The sequence below is a fragment of the Pseudanabaena sp. CCNP1317 genome (assembly GCF_034931345.1).
GTDB lineage: Bacteria > Cyanobacteriota > Cyanobacteriia > Pseudanabaenales > Pseudanabaenaceae > Pseudanabaena > Pseudanabaena galeata.
The window spans coordinates 26,492-42,682 of the sequence record NZ_JAYGIF010000153.1 but is presented as its reverse complement, the minus strand read 5'-3'; the positions used below and the strand labels follow the sequence as shown (position 1 = coordinate 42,682).

The 16,191-nt window shown below is 41.2% G+C and carries 14 protein-coding genes and 2 pseudogenes; 10 read left to right on the top strand and 6 right to left on the bottom strand.

All coding sequences use genetic code 11. From position 1 onward, the window contains the following. The first annotated feature begins 117 nt into the window (after window positions 1-117). The 6 genes from VB775_RS23900 to VB775_RS23875 all read left to right on the top strand — a co-directional run bounded on the left by VB775_RS23900 (window position 118) and on the right by VB775_RS23875 (window position 9,296). Window positions 118-327 carry a Txe/YoeB family addiction module toxin gene (locus tag VB775_RS23900; RefSeq protein ID WP_281009392.1) on the top strand — a complete coding sequence of 70 codons (210 nt, stop codon included), beginning with the start codon at window positions 118-120 and terminating at the stop codon, window positions 325-327. A gap of 68 nt (window positions 328-395) precedes the next feature. After that, on the top strand, window positions 396-3,887 hold the full coding sequence (locus tag VB775_RS23895; RefSeq protein ID WP_281008967.1) for a CHAT domain-containing protein: 3,492 nt from the start codon (window positions 396-398) through the stop codon (window positions 3,885-3,887). Further along, window positions 3,884-4,333 (top strand): hypothetical protein, encoded by a 450-nt coding sequence (locus VB775_RS23890; protein ID WP_281008966.1) that lies wholly within the window; start codon window positions 3,884-3,886, stop codon window positions 4,331-4,333. The genes VB775_RS23895 and VB775_RS23890 overlap by 4 nt, the downstream gene beginning before the upstream one ends. A 7-nt stretch (window positions 4,334-4,340) precedes the next feature. Then, entirely contained in the window at window positions 4,341-5,792 is a 1,452-nt protein-coding gene (locus tag VB775_RS23885) for a hypothetical protein (RefSeq protein WP_281008965.1), read from the top strand. A gap of 148 nt (window positions 5,793-5,940) precedes the next feature. Then, complete coding sequence (murD, locus tag VB775_RS23880) at window positions 5,941-7,341, top strand: UDP-N-acetylmuramoyl-L-alanine--D-glutamate ligase (protein ID WP_281008964.1); 1,401 nt, start codon at window positions 5,941-5,943, stop codon at window positions 7,339-7,341. A gap of 86 nt (window positions 7,342-7,427) precedes the next feature. Then, window positions 7,428-9,296 (top strand): peptidoglycan D,D-transpeptidase FtsI family protein, encoded by a 1,869-nt coding sequence (locus VB775_RS23875; protein ID WP_281008963.1) that lies wholly within the window; start codon window positions 7,428-7,430, stop codon window positions 9,294-9,296. Window positions 9,297-9,505: 209 nt separating this feature from the next. Here VB775_RS23875 and VB775_RS23870 read toward each other — a convergent pair. Continuing rightward, window positions 9,506-9,649 (bottom strand): annotated as a pseudogene (locus VB775_RS23870) (GNAT family N-acetyltransferase); the annotation flags it as partial. Window positions 9,650-9,658: 9 nt separating this feature from the next. After that, window positions 9,659-10,321: a M23 family metallopeptidase gene (locus VB775_RS23865; RefSeq protein ID WP_323216986.1), complete on the bottom strand. Its 663-nt coding sequence runs from the start codon at window positions 10,319-10,321 to the stop codon at window positions 9,659-9,661. 209 nt (window positions 10,322-10,530) lie between these two features. Between VB775_RS23865 and petB the strand changes: the two genes are divergently transcribed. Further along, window positions 10,531-11,178 carry a cytochrome b6 gene (gene petB, locus VB775_RS23860; protein WP_094528535.1) on the top strand — a complete coding sequence of 216 codons (648 nt, stop codon included), beginning with the start codon at window positions 10,531-10,533 and terminating at the stop codon, window positions 11,176-11,178. A gap of 82 nt (window positions 11,179-11,260) precedes the next feature. Further along, window positions 11,261-11,746, top strand: coding sequence for a cytochrome b6-f complex subunit IV (petD, locus tag VB775_RS23855; RefSeq protein WP_094528536.1), 486 nt, complete (start codon window positions 11,261-11,263; stop codon window positions 11,744-11,746). A gap of 112 nt (window positions 11,747-11,858) precedes the next feature. On the opposite strand, the gene VB775_RS23850 is transcribed toward petD, so the two are convergent. From VB775_RS23850 to VB775_RS23835, 4 genes and pseudogenes are all read right to left on the bottom strand, one after another. Beyond that, complete coding sequence (locus VB775_RS23850; protein ID WP_281008960.1) at window positions 11,859-12,017, bottom strand: hypothetical protein; 159 nt, start codon at window positions 12,015-12,017, stop codon at window positions 11,859-11,861. Window positions 12,018-12,155: 138 nt separating this feature from the next. Further along, window positions 12,156-12,299, bottom strand: a complete 144-nt coding sequence (locus VB775_RS23845) for a hypothetical protein (protein ID WP_281008959.1) — start codon at window positions 12,297-12,299, stop codon at window positions 12,156-12,158. 65 nt (window positions 12,300-12,364) lie between these two features. Beyond that, a pseudogene (locus VB775_RS23840) lies at window positions 12,365-12,454 on the bottom strand (DUF5615 family PIN-like protein); the annotation flags it as partial. Further along, the gene (locus VB775_RS23835) at window positions 12,451-12,678 is read right to left on the bottom strand and encodes a DUF433 domain-containing protein (protein WP_281008957.1); all 228 of its coding nucleotides are present in this window, start codon (window positions 12,676-12,678) and stop codon (window positions 12,451-12,453) included. The gene VB775_RS23835 and the pseudogene VB775_RS23840, both read right to left, overlap by 4 nt. 333 nt (window positions 12,679-13,011) lie before the next feature. Here VB775_RS23835 and VB775_RS23830 point away from each other — a divergent pair, with 333 nt between their 5' ends. Beyond that, window positions 13,012-15,183 (top strand): hypothetical protein, encoded by a 2,172-nt coding sequence (locus VB775_RS23830; RefSeq protein ID WP_323216985.1) that lies wholly within the window; start codon window positions 13,012-13,014, stop codon window positions 15,181-15,183. Between the two features lie 13 nt (window positions 15,184-15,196). Further along, window positions 15,197-16,189, top strand: coding sequence for a hypothetical protein (locus VB775_RS23825; protein WP_281008955.1), 993 nt, complete (start codon window positions 15,197-15,199; stop codon window positions 16,187-16,189). Window positions 16,190-16,191 lie beyond the last annotated feature (2 nt).

Sequence of the window (16,191 nt, the reverse complement as noted above, 5' to 3'; positions counted from 1 at the left end):
GTCCTTTGGTTGAAACTTCTCAGGTATCTTCAAATTAGTGCCGATATTGCTGCTCGTCATGGCTTTGAAATTATTCTCAAACCCATTCCCACTTAACTCTTTTAGGAATGGTGCAAGATCTCAGATAAGAATCTTCACAAGAATCTTTGTAAAATTATCAAAGAGTTACTGCGGGATGATCCTGCTAAGGGTATAGGTAAACCAGAGCCGTTAAAGCATAATCTGTCTGGCTTATGGTCGAGGCGAATTTCTCAAAAAGATCGACTCGTCTATAAATTCGATGATAAGTACGTTTATATATTTGCGATCGCAGGTCATTACGATTAGTTGAAATGGAGAATTTTGACCTATTAAATCGCTGCAATTTTAGGAGCTTATAGCGAGGCTAGTGCGTGATGAGTTGGTTGAATGGTTTCTTTGGTGGTAAGTCGGACGGATCGCCGTCTCTTGCGCCGTTAACCGATCGCGAATATGAGCAGTTGTTTTTGCAAGTTCTGCAAGGTGTGGCGGTGAGTTGGGATGAGCAGAGGTTGTTAAAATTTTTGGGCGATCGCTGTGGCGATCGGCAGATGATGGTTTGGTTGCGGGGGTATGGCGATCGCTTGTTGAGTGAACCTGCGAATCCTGATTTGGCGGGGAAGTTGGTGCGATTGGGGGAGATTGGGTGTGGGGAGTTGGGTGTGGTGGCTCAGGGGATTGGGTTGGAGATGGGAAATATACCAGTTGAGCAGGTTGTGAGTGTGGTTGAACTGAAGGAAGTAGATGAGGGGCAGAATTCTGAGGCTGAGAGGTTTTACCAAAAAGGTTTGGTAGAACTCCAAGCAGGTAAGTATCAGGAAGCTTTGGACTATTTTGATCGGGCTATTGCATTCAAGCTTAATAATTTTGATGTTTGGATCAACAGAGGGATGGCACTACAAAATCTCAATCGCATTGATGAGGCGATTGAATCTAATGAAAGAGCAATATCTTTAAGTAGAGCGATTGAGATCGTCAATACCGAGATGGATAGAGGATATTCCTTATATGAACTAAAAAGATATGAAGAGGCGATAATATGCTTTGATCGCGTCATTAGCATCAATCCCGATAATGCGACTAATGCGACTGCTTGGAGTCTCAAAGGACTTTGCCAAGCTGAATTAGGAAGAGATGAAGAAGCTATAAAATGCTATGATCGCTCTATCAGTATCTATCCTCACTACGCGAATGTTTGGTATAACAAAGGGAATTACTTAGGTAGATCAGGAGAATATAAAGAGGCTATAAAATGCTACGTTGAAGCCATCAGTATAAATCCCAAGTTTGATAAAGCTTGGTTTGAAAAGGGAGTTTCCCTAGCCACGTTAGAAGAATATGAAGAGGCTATAAAATGCTACATTGAAGCCATCAGTATAAATCCCAAACTTGATGAAGCTTGGTTAAAAAGAGGAGAAGCTTGGTTTAAAAAAGGAGTTTCCCTAGCTGTTTTAGAAGAATATGAAGAGGCTATAAAATGCTACGTTGAATCTATCAGGATAAACCCTGATGATGCGGTTACTTGGTTTAACAAGGGAGTTTCTGTAGCTAGTTTAGGAAAACATAAAGAGGCTATAAAATGCTACGTTGAAGCCATCAGGATAAACCCTAAGTTTGATAAAGCTTGGTATAACAAAGGAGATTCCCTAACTAATTTAGGAAGATATGAAGAAGCTATAAAATGCCATGATGAAGCCATCAGTATAAATCCCAAATATGATAAAGCTCGGAATGGTAAAGGAATGTCTCTAGATAAATCAGGAAAATATGACGAGGCTATAAAATGCTACGATGAAGCCCTCAGTATGAATCCCTGCGACGCTATATCATGGCATGATAGAGGAGCTACCCTAACTAAATTAAGAAGGCATGAAGAAGCGATAACATCCTTTGATCGCGCATTGACGATTACAAAAGGAAATTTATGGCAAGCATGGATTAGTCGAGGTATTGCGGCTTTAAAAAGTGATGATAGAAAGAAAGATGCACTTCGGGAATTATTTGACAATCCTTTACCCAAAGATACGCAAAGTCCAGCACTCGATCTGCGCGGCTATCTTGGAAGAATTGCTTCTATTAACGAAGGATTCAAATATATTAACCAAGACATTGATCCAGAAGGGTGGGGACAGCTACATCGTGCTATAGGCAATGCTCATTATTTACATGGACGTAGCCAAACAAGTCCTTTCCCTTTTTGGCGTAAATCTTTTCGTAGCTACAACAATGCATTGAAAGCCTTTGCAGCAGCACAGCTTGAAACATTGTATCTAGAGACTCTAAAAGAATTGATACGTGTACTTCTATCATTACGGCGCAACAAAATAGTAGAAGGAATATTACGAAAAGGGACTAGTTTTAGAGAATCTTGGCTAGAGAAAAAGAATATATCGGAAGAGCGTAAAAAACGGCTTGAGAAGAAGTTCAAACCATATTTTAATGAATTGACTGTAAGCTTATATATCCAACAAGGCAAACTAAAAGAAGCTCTTGAACTTGCTGAAGAAGATAAAAACATCTTTATGCGAGAGGGGCTTTTAGCGGATACCCCCGAATCAAGCCCCAAATATTCGGAAATGTGCGACTTCCTAAAACAAAAGCCCGAAACTGCGATTATCTATTGGCATCTCAGCGACAACGCCCTTACTACCTTCATTCTCGCTCCCAACGCATCTTCTGAAATTACACTTACTTTACCCACAGACAATACCGACGACAGTGAGACATTTAACCAAATTAACAGACTAAAAGACTGGATGACCGCATGGCAAGATTGTTATGCTGACTATAGAGCAGGGGAAAATAAATCTGAATCAAAGGAACCGAAACCAGAAGAGCATTTTTGGCGCGATCAGATGGAAGCCCACCTTACCGAGCTTAAGAGCATTCTGCGTATTGACGACATCGAAAAAAAACTTGCAGATTTTTCCCACTGCAAGCGACTGATTCTCATTCCTCACCGTGACCTACACCTCTATCCTCTAGATAGTCTCTTTGAACTGGAATCTACTGGTGAACATCCCAAATATAAGGCGATCGCCTATTTACCCAGCATCAAAGTTGGCATAGAACAGCCCCACAAACCAAAGCCAGATTACAACCGACTTCTCATGATCGAAAATCCTCATAGCACCATCGAACTGAAAGACGGCACAAAGCAAGATCTAGCAAAACTTACCGCCGCCGAAGTGGAATCGGAACTAATTTGTCGAATGTACGTCGATATCGTACCAACCTGCCTAGAAGAAGACAAACACAAACCTACCCTTGAAGAAGTCACTACTCAACTCACCGTCCAAACGCCCCAACCCCATACCATCTTTCACTTTACAGGGCATGGGTACTATGACTTTTTCAACCCGCTCGACTCCGCCCTCGCCCTCAGTGGTAGCGATCGCCTCACCCTCAAAGAGATCGGCAATCTCAAAGACAAAGACAAAGACAACAATCGCGATCTCAGCAGCTATCAACTTGCCTGTCTATCTGCTTGTGAAACTGCGATCGCTGGCAACCAGAGCATTACCGATGAATATGTCGGTATCGTTAGCGCCTTCATGTATAGCGGCGTTGCCAACGTCGTCAGCACCCTTTGGACAGTTGAGTCTATATCCAGTGCTATACTCATGATCGAATTTCACCGTCGCTACCTACAAGGCACATCCGCAGACGTTGCTCTTGCTGCCACCAAACATTGGTTACGCAAAGTCACCCGTCAAGATCTAATCGACTGGTATGATCAAGAAATTAATAATCTTCCACCCAACGATAGTTTGATCGTATTGCTAAAACGTCATAGGAATAAACTATCTACAGAGCTAAAATATAATAATCCCTATTATTGGACTGCCTTCACGATAACAGGACTATGAAAGACTACGAAGCCAACACATTCAAAGCACTTGTATTTGCCCTAGCAAATCAAGCATATCAATTAGATGATGACACTCAATCTCATCTCAATCAAATCAGTACAAATCTATTTGATAATATTGTGCTGCTTGATGATATTGCAAGCAAACATCCCACAATTTCACAGAAATACTTAGAAGCTTGGGAAAGCCTAGATCCATCTCAAGAGCGCAATAAAGGTTTTGTACCATCTTCTGAAGATAAAAAAAGAAGCTTTATTCCATTAGAAGATTCGCCTAAGCTCGATAAAACAGATCTTGAAGAGTTTTTGCCGAAATCTGAAGCACTGTTACTAAAACTAAAAAAAATTGATCATAAGTCTCTTTTGAGAATTGTCAAATCTGTTTTACAATCCCTAAACTCAGTAGAAGCCGCCCAAAAATCTCTAGCTAGTTTGCCATATTGAGAATAAAATGACAAACTCTAACTCGCTCATTTATCCGACAATCGATTTATTTCTCTACGACCTTGCTGAAGGATTAGGACAAGTTGACAATAATATTGCTCAAATCAGCAAGAACTTTTGGCAAAGAATTTATGGAGATAAACTATCTAATGCTCAATTAAAGACATTTAGTCAAACAGAATTAGAACCCTCGGATTATATACAACTCTTAGGAGCAAAGCGTTCGGAGCCGTTTGAAGGCACTCTTGATGATGGCTATTACTATCCCGTCAAACTCGGCAACACCTATGCCTTACAAGTTAATTGTTCTATCGATAAACTTGATAAGAATACGCGAAATTTTGCGCCTTGCGATATAAAAAATTTTTTACAGATCAAACAAAACATCCTCTCCCATCTCCACAATCAAAATAACGAAACGTCCGATAATTACCTTGGACAAACTTGGTTCGTTTCAGCAAAACTCACTTCGGCAACTCAAGATCCAACAGAAACAATAGAAATCGCCAAACAAATCTACTCACAACTGCAAATATTCGAGCAGTCAAATTGGGATAAAGACATACAAGTGACTGAAGCTCAACTTTTGGGTGCAAGTTGCTTTGAGCTATGGCAACTCCCCTCTGATCGTCGTGGTGATATTAAGCAAAGTAAACATCTAGTCATCTGCCTTTTTCCCTCTGAATTTCCTATCGATCGTGAAAAAATTTCTGACCTCTATCGCAACTTAATTCGCCTATTTGGATATCGTCATAAAATTATCTGGGCATATACTTGCAGCCGCAAAAATAAAAACACGCTCAAAGAAGAAATTTTAAAACACACCCAACCAGAGATTTCTGATGAAATAGACTTAGCGACATTACAAACAGCTTTAAAATTTAACTTAGATTCGATGACCTTGTATGCTAAGGAACTAATTAAATTAGAATCTCAAAAAAATACCATCGAAACCAATCTCAAAAACTATCAAAACGAAATTAAGGAACTGATTAAATTAGAATCTCAAAAAAATACCGTCGAAACCAATCTCAAAAACTATCAAAACGAAATTAAACAATTTGAAGGTATCAAGCCAAATATAGATCAGCCATTATTCAACAAATTTACCGCGATCGTTACCGACAAATATATTGACCAAATCGCAGCCGATCTCGCCAGTCTCAGCCCAGAGCAAAAATTCCTCGAAAACTCCGTTCGCAAAATCGAAGGTATCATCAACATCGAACAAGCCAGAAGCGATCGCAAACTCAACCAAACCATCTTCGCCATTGGTACTGGATTAGGCACAAGTCAAGTCGCTGCTGGTGTTATTGTGGCTCAATTTCCCTCAAAAGCAGATTATCATCCTGCGGTTTACATAGGATCGGTGTTCGTTGTAAGTATTTTCGTAGGACTGATATTTGGTGGCGGTGTTATCTGTTGGTTTAAGCGATCGCGTAATTCAAAAAAGTTTTAACCCGAACTTACGTTAGGACTAATCCAAAACCCAGAAATGATAAGTAGCACTTTGCGCTACTTATCATTTCTGGGTTTTATGTCTTAAGCTCATGTATCCTTGACTATTAACTTTTTAATTTAATAAATTTACAAATCAAGCGATCGCCATGCATCAAGTGTATGTACTGGGACTGGGACAGTCTGGAATTTCTGCGGCAAAACTGCTCAAAGCTGATGGCTGGCAAGTGACAGTTAGTGATAGTCAGGCAAGCACTAGCTTAGAGCAACGTAAGCAAGCCTTAGAGTCAGTAGGAATTGCAGTTGAGCTTGGCGGATTTCCTGACTTTGACAAAATAGTTGAGTCGGGACAAAGCATGGATCTTGTCATCGTGAGTCCTGGAGTTCCTTGGGATTGCACTGCGGTGGAACAAGCGAGATCGCTTGGTATTGATACGATCGGGGAGATCGAACTAGCTTGGCGCTACCTCAAGCATATTCCTTGGGTGGGTATCACAGGAACTAACGGCAAGACGACCGTGACATCTTTGACGACCGCAATTTTTCAGGCGGCAGGACTAAAGGCGATCGCCTGTGGCAATATTGGTTTTCCCGCTTGCGAAATTGCTTTACAAGTCTTGCAGAAACAACTTCAGCCTGATTGGATTATTGCAGAGCTAAGCAGTTATCAGATTGAGTCCACCCAAACTGTCAAGCCCCAAATTGGCATCTGGACAACCTTTACCCCCGATCATCTTAATCGTCACTACACCCTTGAGGCATATCGAGATATTAAGGCTAGCTTAATCCATCAATCCGCCCATATTGTCCTTAACGGTAATGATCCCTACTTGGAGAATTTTGGGGCAGCCATGTGGCCAAAAGCGATCTGGACAGGGATTGACGATCATGTGGTGGAGGCGATCGCCGATGGTGCTTGTATTGAAAAGGGTTGGGTCAAGTTTCGGGGTGAGCCAGTTTTCCCGATCTCACACTGGACACTTTTGGGAAGCCATAACCGTCAAAATTTATTGATGTCGGTGGCTGCTGCCAAACTGGCTGGAATTGAGGCAGAACATATCGATACTGCCATCTCTAATTTTCAAGGTGTTCCCCATCGCCTTGAGCATGTGTGCTTTTATGAAGGCATTGCCTTTATTAACGACAGCAAAGCCACAAATTATGATGCTGCCGAAGTAGGTTTAAAAGCAGTAAAGCCCCCTGTGGTTTTGATTGCGGGTGGTCAACCGAAGCAAGGTGATGCGAGTGCATGGCTAGAGCAAATTCGCCAAAGGGCGATCGGCGTATTATTAATCGGCGAAGCTGCATCATTGTTTGCTGAAATGCTCAAGGACGTAGGTTTTAAAAATTATGAAATCGTTGAAACCCTCGAAAATGCTGTCAAACAGGCCGCCCATATTGCCCATAGTCGCGCTCACAATCACCCTAGTCAGCCCTTGCCAACTGTGCTATTCTCGCCTGCATGTGCTAGCTTTGACCAGTTTGCTAACTTTGAGCAACGTGGCGATCGCTTCCGCCAACTTTGCCAAGAGCTTAGGGCTTCACCGTAAAATAAAAAATCGATGTTTGTTAGCGCGGCGAAGCTGCGCTAACAAACATCGGTTCTTGTAGACAGAATTTCGCCAAAATCATAGTCATGAACCCATCGATTCCGCCTAGAGATCTTGCCACTATTAATCTTTTTAAACGTCGCACTGTGCTGATCTGGATGATTTTGGCTCTGTCGATGATTGGGTTGATTGTGCGCTTAGTTTTTTTACAAGTGGTGACATCATCTGAATTACTCGAAAAGGCGAGAAGACAGCAAATGTTCACCTTGCGACCATTTATCCCCCGCCGCACGATTACCGATCGCAAAGGTGCAGTTTTAGCTCTAGATCGCCCTGTCTACACATTATTTGCCCATCCCCATCTTTACAAAGAAAAACCAGAGGTGATCGCTGAAAAGCTTGCCCCGATCCTCAGAAGACCCGCCGATAAATTACTCAGTATTCTCAGTCGGGATACGACTTCTACTCAAGTCGAATATTGGCTATCCGAAGAAAATGCCGATCGCATTTTTAACTTACGAGTAGATGGCTTAGATCTAGTGCAGCAGCGTCATCGACTATATCCACAGCAGGATCTAGCCGCCGAGCTACTCGGCTATGTGAATGTCGATCATCGAGGTCAAGCGGGAATTGAACTTAGTCAAGAAAAATTATTAGAACGTACCGATCAATCTCCCGCAGTTACCCAAGATGGTAATGGCAAGTTAATTCCGAATCGTATTCCTGCGGGAATGCTGCAAAGCGATCGCACAAGCTTGCAAATGACGATTGATTCGCGCATTCAACGGACGGCTAGACAAATTCTCAAGCAACAAATGGTTAAGTTTGGCGCAAAGCGTGGCTCAGTAATTGTCATGGATGCCAGAGATGGTGGATTACTTTCGCTCGTAACTGAGCCAACCTACGATCCCAATCGCTACTATGAGTCCGATGTCAAACTCTTCAAAAATTGGGCTGTTTCGGACTTATATGAACCTGGATCTACCTTTAAACCACTCAATGTAGCGATCGCCCTCGAAGCAGGAGCAATTCAGCCTGACACTGTATTTAACGACGAAGGCATTTTAACTATTGGCGGCTGGCCTGTCGCTAACTTTGACTACGATCAAGTCGGTCCAGTTGGTCCCCTCAGTATTAGCCAAATCCTAGAGCGATCTAGCAATGTAGGTATGGTGCATATTGTCCAACGCATGAAGTCTTCAGTTTATTACGGTTGGCTAGAGCGAATTGGACTAGGAGATATCTCTGGTATCGATCTCCCATCGGAAACACCTAGTACCCTCAAGCCCCAAGAGCAGTTCCTTGAATATGTGATCGAACCAGCAACAGCTTCTTTTGGTCAAGGGTTCTCACTCACACCAGTTCAGATGGTGCAATTGCAAGGTATCCTCGCCAGTGGTGGTAAATTGCTCACGCCCCATGTGGTCAAAGGTTTAATTAATGAAGAAGGAGAAGAGTACTATCAACCCAAATTAGCCACGCCTCGACAGGTAATTTCGCCAGCTACGGCTCAAAGGGTTGTAGAAATGATGACTAATGTTGTCGAAAAAGGAACAGGTTTACCTGCGCGTATTCCAGGCTATCGGATTGCTGGAAAAACTGGCACTGCACAGAAAGCTTTGACTACAGGTGGTGGTTACTCCAATGCCAAGATCACTAGTTTTGTCGGTATTTTCCCCGCCAAAGAACCTCGCTATGTGGTGATGGCAGTAATTGATGAGCCTGTTGGCGATGATGCGTTTGGTTCCACCGTGGCGGCTCCGATTGTCAAGACAGTAATCGAAGATATCATTGTCAGTGAGGGAATTCCGCCTAGTCATCCTGAAGAAGTAATCTCCAAAATCCCCATTCTGGCTGATCCAACACCAGTTCCATCTCCAGCATCTCAAGATTCAAAACCTTCTCCGAATAATTCACCTAACGTTGAACCGACTCCATCACGCGATCGCAATTAAGTAACCTCAGTTCGGGCTAATTTCAAACTAGCTTCTAGAGAGGACTCACGGCTTGAAACCTCTCTAGGAAACACTTACTCTTCTTGAGGTAATCCTCAAGATGGTTTGGAAACACAGTTAATTTTTGATTGCGATCGCGATCATTACCAATGGCTAGATATTGGTTACGAATGTGAAGCTCGTACCACGCTAATTTGAAAACCGCTTTAAGGATAGAGATCACTGGTAAATAGCTGTTCGCCCAAATGAAAAATCGGCGCAATGTCATCGATATTCATCTCGCGAATATGCACACTATTTGGATTGAGGCGATCGCGATCTGTGTCAGTAGCTTTATCTGGAAAATCATTCATTCTGGAAAATTATTCATAATTTAAATCTTGTGAGTTTTTTAAATTTTCCCATTGCAAATAAGTAGCTGGATTGTAAACATAGTGAAAAGATTGCGCTGACCCACAGGGATCGATCTTAACTGCCACACCTAACTCAAAATGTAAATGTCTGATATCACTGCGACCTGAATTGCCCATGTAGCCAAGCTCCTGACCACGAGTGATTTTCTGCCCAACCTTTACTTGAATGCTATTAGGATAAAGGTGAGCATAACGGGTAAATAGTCCATTAGGATGCCGAATCACTATATGATTCCCCCAATCACTGCCACAGTCTCGCTGTAAACTGTTGGGCGCAAATGCATCTGATTGCGGACAATCACGACGAATATACACAACAGTGCCATCGGAAGCCGATCGCACAGAAACTTGAGTAATTAACGGGCTGCTATGGATAAAATCAAGCCCTTCATGCTCTGCCAGATTATAGTCCTTGCCTATAAATGGATGGATTTCGGTAAATTCTGCGGGTAAAGCCCAAGCTAATGTTAAGTCGCGATCGCCGCGAACAGAGGCAACACGCTGTGTCGGTGAATATTCTTCTTTATGATCTTCCAAGTTTGGATGAGGATATTCCTTGAGGCAAACTTGAGCCAATACAGGTGTTACGCAAGTACTGGACAGAGAAATCACAAAAACTGCTAATCTGAAACGCAAATGTATTTTCATGCAGAGTAGGATCAAAAAAAACTTGCTGTACCTTGCTATATTTTTCTATAAATTTAGTGAAACTTGTTAAAAACCATCTTTAGGTTTGCCTACACTCGGTCATAAGTATTAAAATAAGTTACAGCTATCAAAAAATTGTTAACTAGTTCAGCAATCTTGGGTCTTTCAATTACATGAGTAAAGTTTACGATTGGTTTAACGATCGCCTTGAAGTCGGGGCGCTCGCTGAGGACGTTACGAGTAAGTACGTTCCCCCTCACGTTAATATCTTTTACTGCTTAGGCGGCATCACCCTCACCTGCTTCCTAATTCAGTTCGCGACAGGCTTCGCGATGACCTTTTACTACAAGCCATCAGTTACTGAAGCATTTGAATCAGTGCGCTACATCATGACCGACGTTAACTTCGGTTGGTTGATCCGCTCAGTTCACCGTTGGTCAGCAAGCATGATGGTCTTGATGATGATCTTGCACGTTTTCCGTGTTTATCTAACAGGTGGTTTCAAAAAGCCTCGCGAATTGACTTGGATCACTGGTGTCATCCTTGCTGTGATCACCGTTACCTTCGGTGTAACTGGATACTCCCTACCTTGGGATCAAGTTGGATACTGGGCAGTTAAGATTGTATCTGGTGTACCTGATGCAATTCCTGTTGTGGGTGGAACCTTGGTTGAGCTATTGCGTGGCGGACAAAGTGTTGGTCAAGCAACTCTTACCCGTTTCTACAGCTTGCATACCTTTGTATTGCCTTGGTTGATTGCAGTATTCATGCTCGCTCACTTCTTGATGATTCGCAAGCAAGGTATTTCTGGTCCTTTGTAAGGTTTCTTATCCTAGAAACTCGTATAGGATTTTCCTATTAGATAATTTTAGAAAACCATAACGCAATAAATAAAGCAATAACATGGCAAAGACTGAGAAGCTCCCTGATTTAAACGATCCAATTTTGCGTGCGAAGTTGGAAAAGAACATGGGTCACAACTACTATGGCGAACCAGCTTGGCCAAATGACCTGTTGTATATGTTCCCTGTTGTAATTACTGGCACGATCGCTTTGATTACTGGTTTAGCAGTGCTTGACCCCACGATGGTCGGCGAACCCGCTAATCCTTTCGCAACTCCTTTGGAAATTTTGCCAGAGTGGTTCTTATATCCTGCATTCCAAATTTTGCGGATTGTTCCTAACAAACTGTTGGGCGTACTGCTCCAAAGTTTGATTCCTGTTGGCTTGATTCTCATTCCTTTCATTGAGAATGTAAACAAGTTCCAAAATCCTTTCCGTCGTCCTGTAGCAATGGCTGTATTTCTATTTGGTACTGCGGTTACTCTTTGGTTAGGAATTGGGTCCACTATGCCCATCGACAAGTCTTTGACTTTAGGCTTGTTCTAAATATTTCAAAATAAAAAATGTTGCGAGTAATGCTTGCACCATTTTTTATCAAATCTAAAAAGATAAAGGCAGTGCTTCGCACTGCCTTTATCTTTTTAGATTTGATTTACGATTAGCTAATGCTGAGCGATGACCATTTTCGATTTTGGGCTAAGGCAATCTCATAGACAATGGGGCTGACGATATCGCCTAAGATTTTCACTTTGCCAGCCATGTCAGGGATGGGAAAACGGCGTTTTATTTGGGGTTTAGTTTCTTCGATGTTGGTCACAATATTTATGGCAGAGGTGATCTCTGGTTGTTCGGATAGCCATTTAATTTGTCCATTTCCATAGGTTGTTTCATAACTTTTGAGAATGGTCGTTTATCTCCTTAGAGTGTTTTCAAATTCTTGTTTTTTGCTCTTAGATTAGAGAACATAGGCGATCAACTTTTTCTTGCTACTATAGCAATGTAAGTTTTGCTCAGGACATAAAACCCAAAAGATGAGTGGCGGCGCTTCGCGCCGCCACTCATCTTTTGGGTTTTGATTTGTCCTAGCTATCTCTTGCATTGCTACTATTATCGCCTTACTGATGAACGATGACTGAATCTCGCGACATTTCAATCAAAGAACGCTAATTCTTTGGTATGGATTGCATCATGTCCCATTGATTTTAAAAGATAGGATAATCGCACGGGTAGTTGAGCATCAATGAGAAATTTCATACAAGAACTTTGTGGATGCTTTTTACTTGGCTAAGTTTTGTGGTATAGGCTAGGACTGCAAAAATATCATCTCGCTCTAGATCGTCATAGTCTTCTAGGATTTCTTCGGTGGTCATGCCTGAACTGAGGAGTTCTAAAATCATCTCGACAGGATAGCGCAAACCTCTGATGCAGGGTTTGCCATGACAGGTATTCCAGTCTATGGTGATGCGTTGTAATAGCATATTTAGATATTCCTTATTTAATGGGGTGGGACGATTTTACTCTGGATCAAACAGAGAGAGATTTTTCAAATTCTTGTTTTGTACTAGAGATCAGAGAACGTAGGCGATCACGTATATTCTTTCTCCTTTTAGTTTTACCTATGTCTGTGTTTGGGAAGCATTTATTTTAGGCAATTGCAATTTTAAAATCGTTTGCATAACCACCTAAATTTTTATGAAATTAATAGTATAATTGCGTGGCTTATCCTAAATTATAGGTAAGATTAAGGAGTCCTTAAAATGGGGCTATAAATCAATGTACTGTTTTTCAAAAACTAAATTCTAGTGCAATACATGGCTACTGGTAGAACTTCTCAAATTATAAACATTCTTGAAAAACGAAAACCTCTTGCTAGAAAAGTGGCAGAGGTAGAATCAAATCTCAAAACTATTGCTTTAGCATTACAGGATCTAGATAAATATCGTAGTCAATTAATATCAAAAGTTGATGATCTTGAGAGCATTGGGCGATTACGAGAAATTAACCTTACAGATATTCAATCTAGTATTAATGAAGAACTAGGGGCTTTAGGTAAACTAAAAAATCGTTTTTCACGCAATACGCTTAATATCGGCGTGATTGGACGGGCTAGACAGGGGAAAAGCCGATTGTTGCAAAGCTTATCTGGACTCTCTGATGAAATTCCGACAGGATCTCTAACAGACTGTACGGCTGTTCGCAGCACCATACACCATAATCCCAACGTTGAAACATATGGTGAAGTTTGGTTTCATTCAGAGCGTTCTTTTTTGGATGAGGTCATACATCCTTACTACGAAAAGCTGAATCTAGGAATAAAACCGTTTACTGTCGAAGAGTTTGCAAGAAACTTACCATCAATACACTCGGATGCTTCGGCAGAGGTGAAGGCGATATATAAAAATCTGAGTGAATATCACATAAATTTTGACAAGTATAAGCACTTATTCTCTCAAGCATCACCCCATCGCATTTCTAAGGAGCAAGTTCGTGAATATGTTGCTCAGTACTCTATTGACGGTAAGGAGAAATTTTTTAACTTCTTTGCAGTTAGGGAAGTTAAGATAGTTTGTTCCTTTCCCCAGAGCGATGTTGGGCAGATTACTCTAGTAGATATGCCAGGATTAGGAAATACTAGGTTGGGGGACGATAAACGCTTAATTCAAATCTTGGGTCAAGATATTGATGTAGTGATGTTTGTTAAGAAGCCAGATCCTTTAGGGGATAATTGGCAAGATGTTGATGTAAGTCTTTATGATATAGCGCGTTCGGCTTTAACTGATTTACCAATTCATTTGTGGTCTTTTTTTGTTTTGAATCAGATTAATCAAGGTTCTGACAACAGCGCATTATGTCACGAATTGTCAAACTCAAGCACAAAGAATGGAATCAAAGTTGTTCAAACAATTGTTGCTGATTGTACAAATGCAGACGAAGCAAATAAGGAGATTCTTGATCCTATCCTAAGATATTTGACTGAAAATATAGCTGGATTAGATCAACAGTATGCAACTAATTGCCAAGATAGACTGACCAGATTGCAAAGTGCTGCAAAGACAGAGATTGAGAAAGCTAAAACAGCTTTGGGGATTAGCTCCAAAGGAGATAGTTGGTTTCCAGTTTTTGTTAATTTGTTTGATCAACTTTGGGAAGATTTAACTGTTGGTTTAGAGGGTTTACTGCGAGAATTACGATGTCAGCGTGACGTTCAGGATATTGATTTTAAAAATCAAGTCAATGCTGCAATACAGAAATGTAAAGAGGATACGGGCATTCCATCTATTGAAGATATTAAGGTAAGCCGTGCTAAGGTAGCTGCCTATGGTATTGCTTATGAAAAGTACCTTCATGAAATCCGCGCTCATTTGTCTCAACATTTCTTGTCTTTAGATGATGGATTGAAACAATCTCTTGAAGGAATTAAGGCTCAGGTTGTAGATATATTGAGCAAAGTAGGTAAGTTGAGTGCGTTAACCGACAAGCAGGGCAGTGAATTTTTGTCTGATATTGAGAATATTTTGCCAGCAGATTTAGCTGGACTCAAGTTAGGTTTCAATATTCTTGCCAGTTTTAATCTGTCCTATCGTGGATTAATTCAACATAGAATTCGTAAACATTTAGATAGACTGACTCCTGACGATGCAACGCTTCGTTTGTCTAGCTCACCATCGGCTCAAGAAATTTTAGTTAATTTGCAAACTCTTCACGCTGAAGCACTTTATGAGTGTGAATCTGCGTTAGAGGAGTTACTTTGTGAACCGAGTCAAGCTGCCTATGCGATCGTTGAGGAATTTGTTGATCGAGTTCTTCGCGCTAAAGATGTGTATAAAGAATGGCTGATTTTTCTGCAAGAAGTTCGCTCAGATATCTGGGCATCTGAGTTTGAAAAGCTAGGAGAAAATTCTCGATTAAGGCGAGAATGGCTGACTGTCGTGGACAAAGCGAGATCAGCAAATCAAGATCATTTAATTAAATTATTGAAATAGGGGAAGTATCACCATGCAAGAACTCAAAATTACAATGCTCGGCTCTACTGGTGTAGGAAAAACTAGTCTTCTAACGGCTATGTATGAACAGTTTGCCAACAATATTGGTACAACCGATCTCCTACTTACCCCAGATGAAGAAAGTTCAGGAATCTTACAGGAAAGATTGATTGAGTTAAAAAGTTTATTGGATGACTTTGAGGCTAAGGGGGGAATCGGTTCAACAAAAGGCGAACCAGATAATCTACGATCTTTTAACTTTGGGCTTGGTCGAAAAGGGAAATCGCCTTCTCTACAATTAAATTTTCGTGATTATCCAGGAGAGTATCATTTTGACGAGAAAGGAGTTACCCCAGAACAAAAACAGGTGCGAAGGCAATTTGTTAAAAATTTGTTGACTGAATGTGTGGCTGTTTTGGTTGCGATAGATGCTCCTGCATTAATGGAAAAAAATGGTAAATATCATGACAGAATCAATCGTCCCCAACAAATTAGGAATCTTTTTGAAGCTGGTTATCAAGATCTCGATTCTCCAAGATTAGTGATTTTCGCACCTGTGCGTTGTGAAAAGTATATGCAAAACGAAAAGTCAGCTTTAGAATTAATCGCCAAAATCAAAGAGGAATATAAAGGTCTACTTGACTTATTTGGCTCTGAATCACTATCGCCATATATATCTGCCGTAATTACTCCTGTCCAAACAGTTGGCAGTGTTGTCTTTTCACGAATTGAGATGAGAGAAGACTCTCCTCACTTTATGTTTCGGAAAACGAGCCATGATGCACGGTATAGTCCAAAAGATAGTGAGCAGCCCCTACGATATCTTTTGCGATTTTTGCTAAAGCTTCATCTGTCCAATAATCGTAATTGGGGTTTCTTTAATTTTTTACGAGATATATTTAGCATGGATGATGCCCTAGTAAAAGCAATAAGAGAGCTATCGCAAGGATGTAAATCTAATGGAGGCTTTGCGATATTACAGGGCAATTCTTGGTTCAGTCTTTAAAT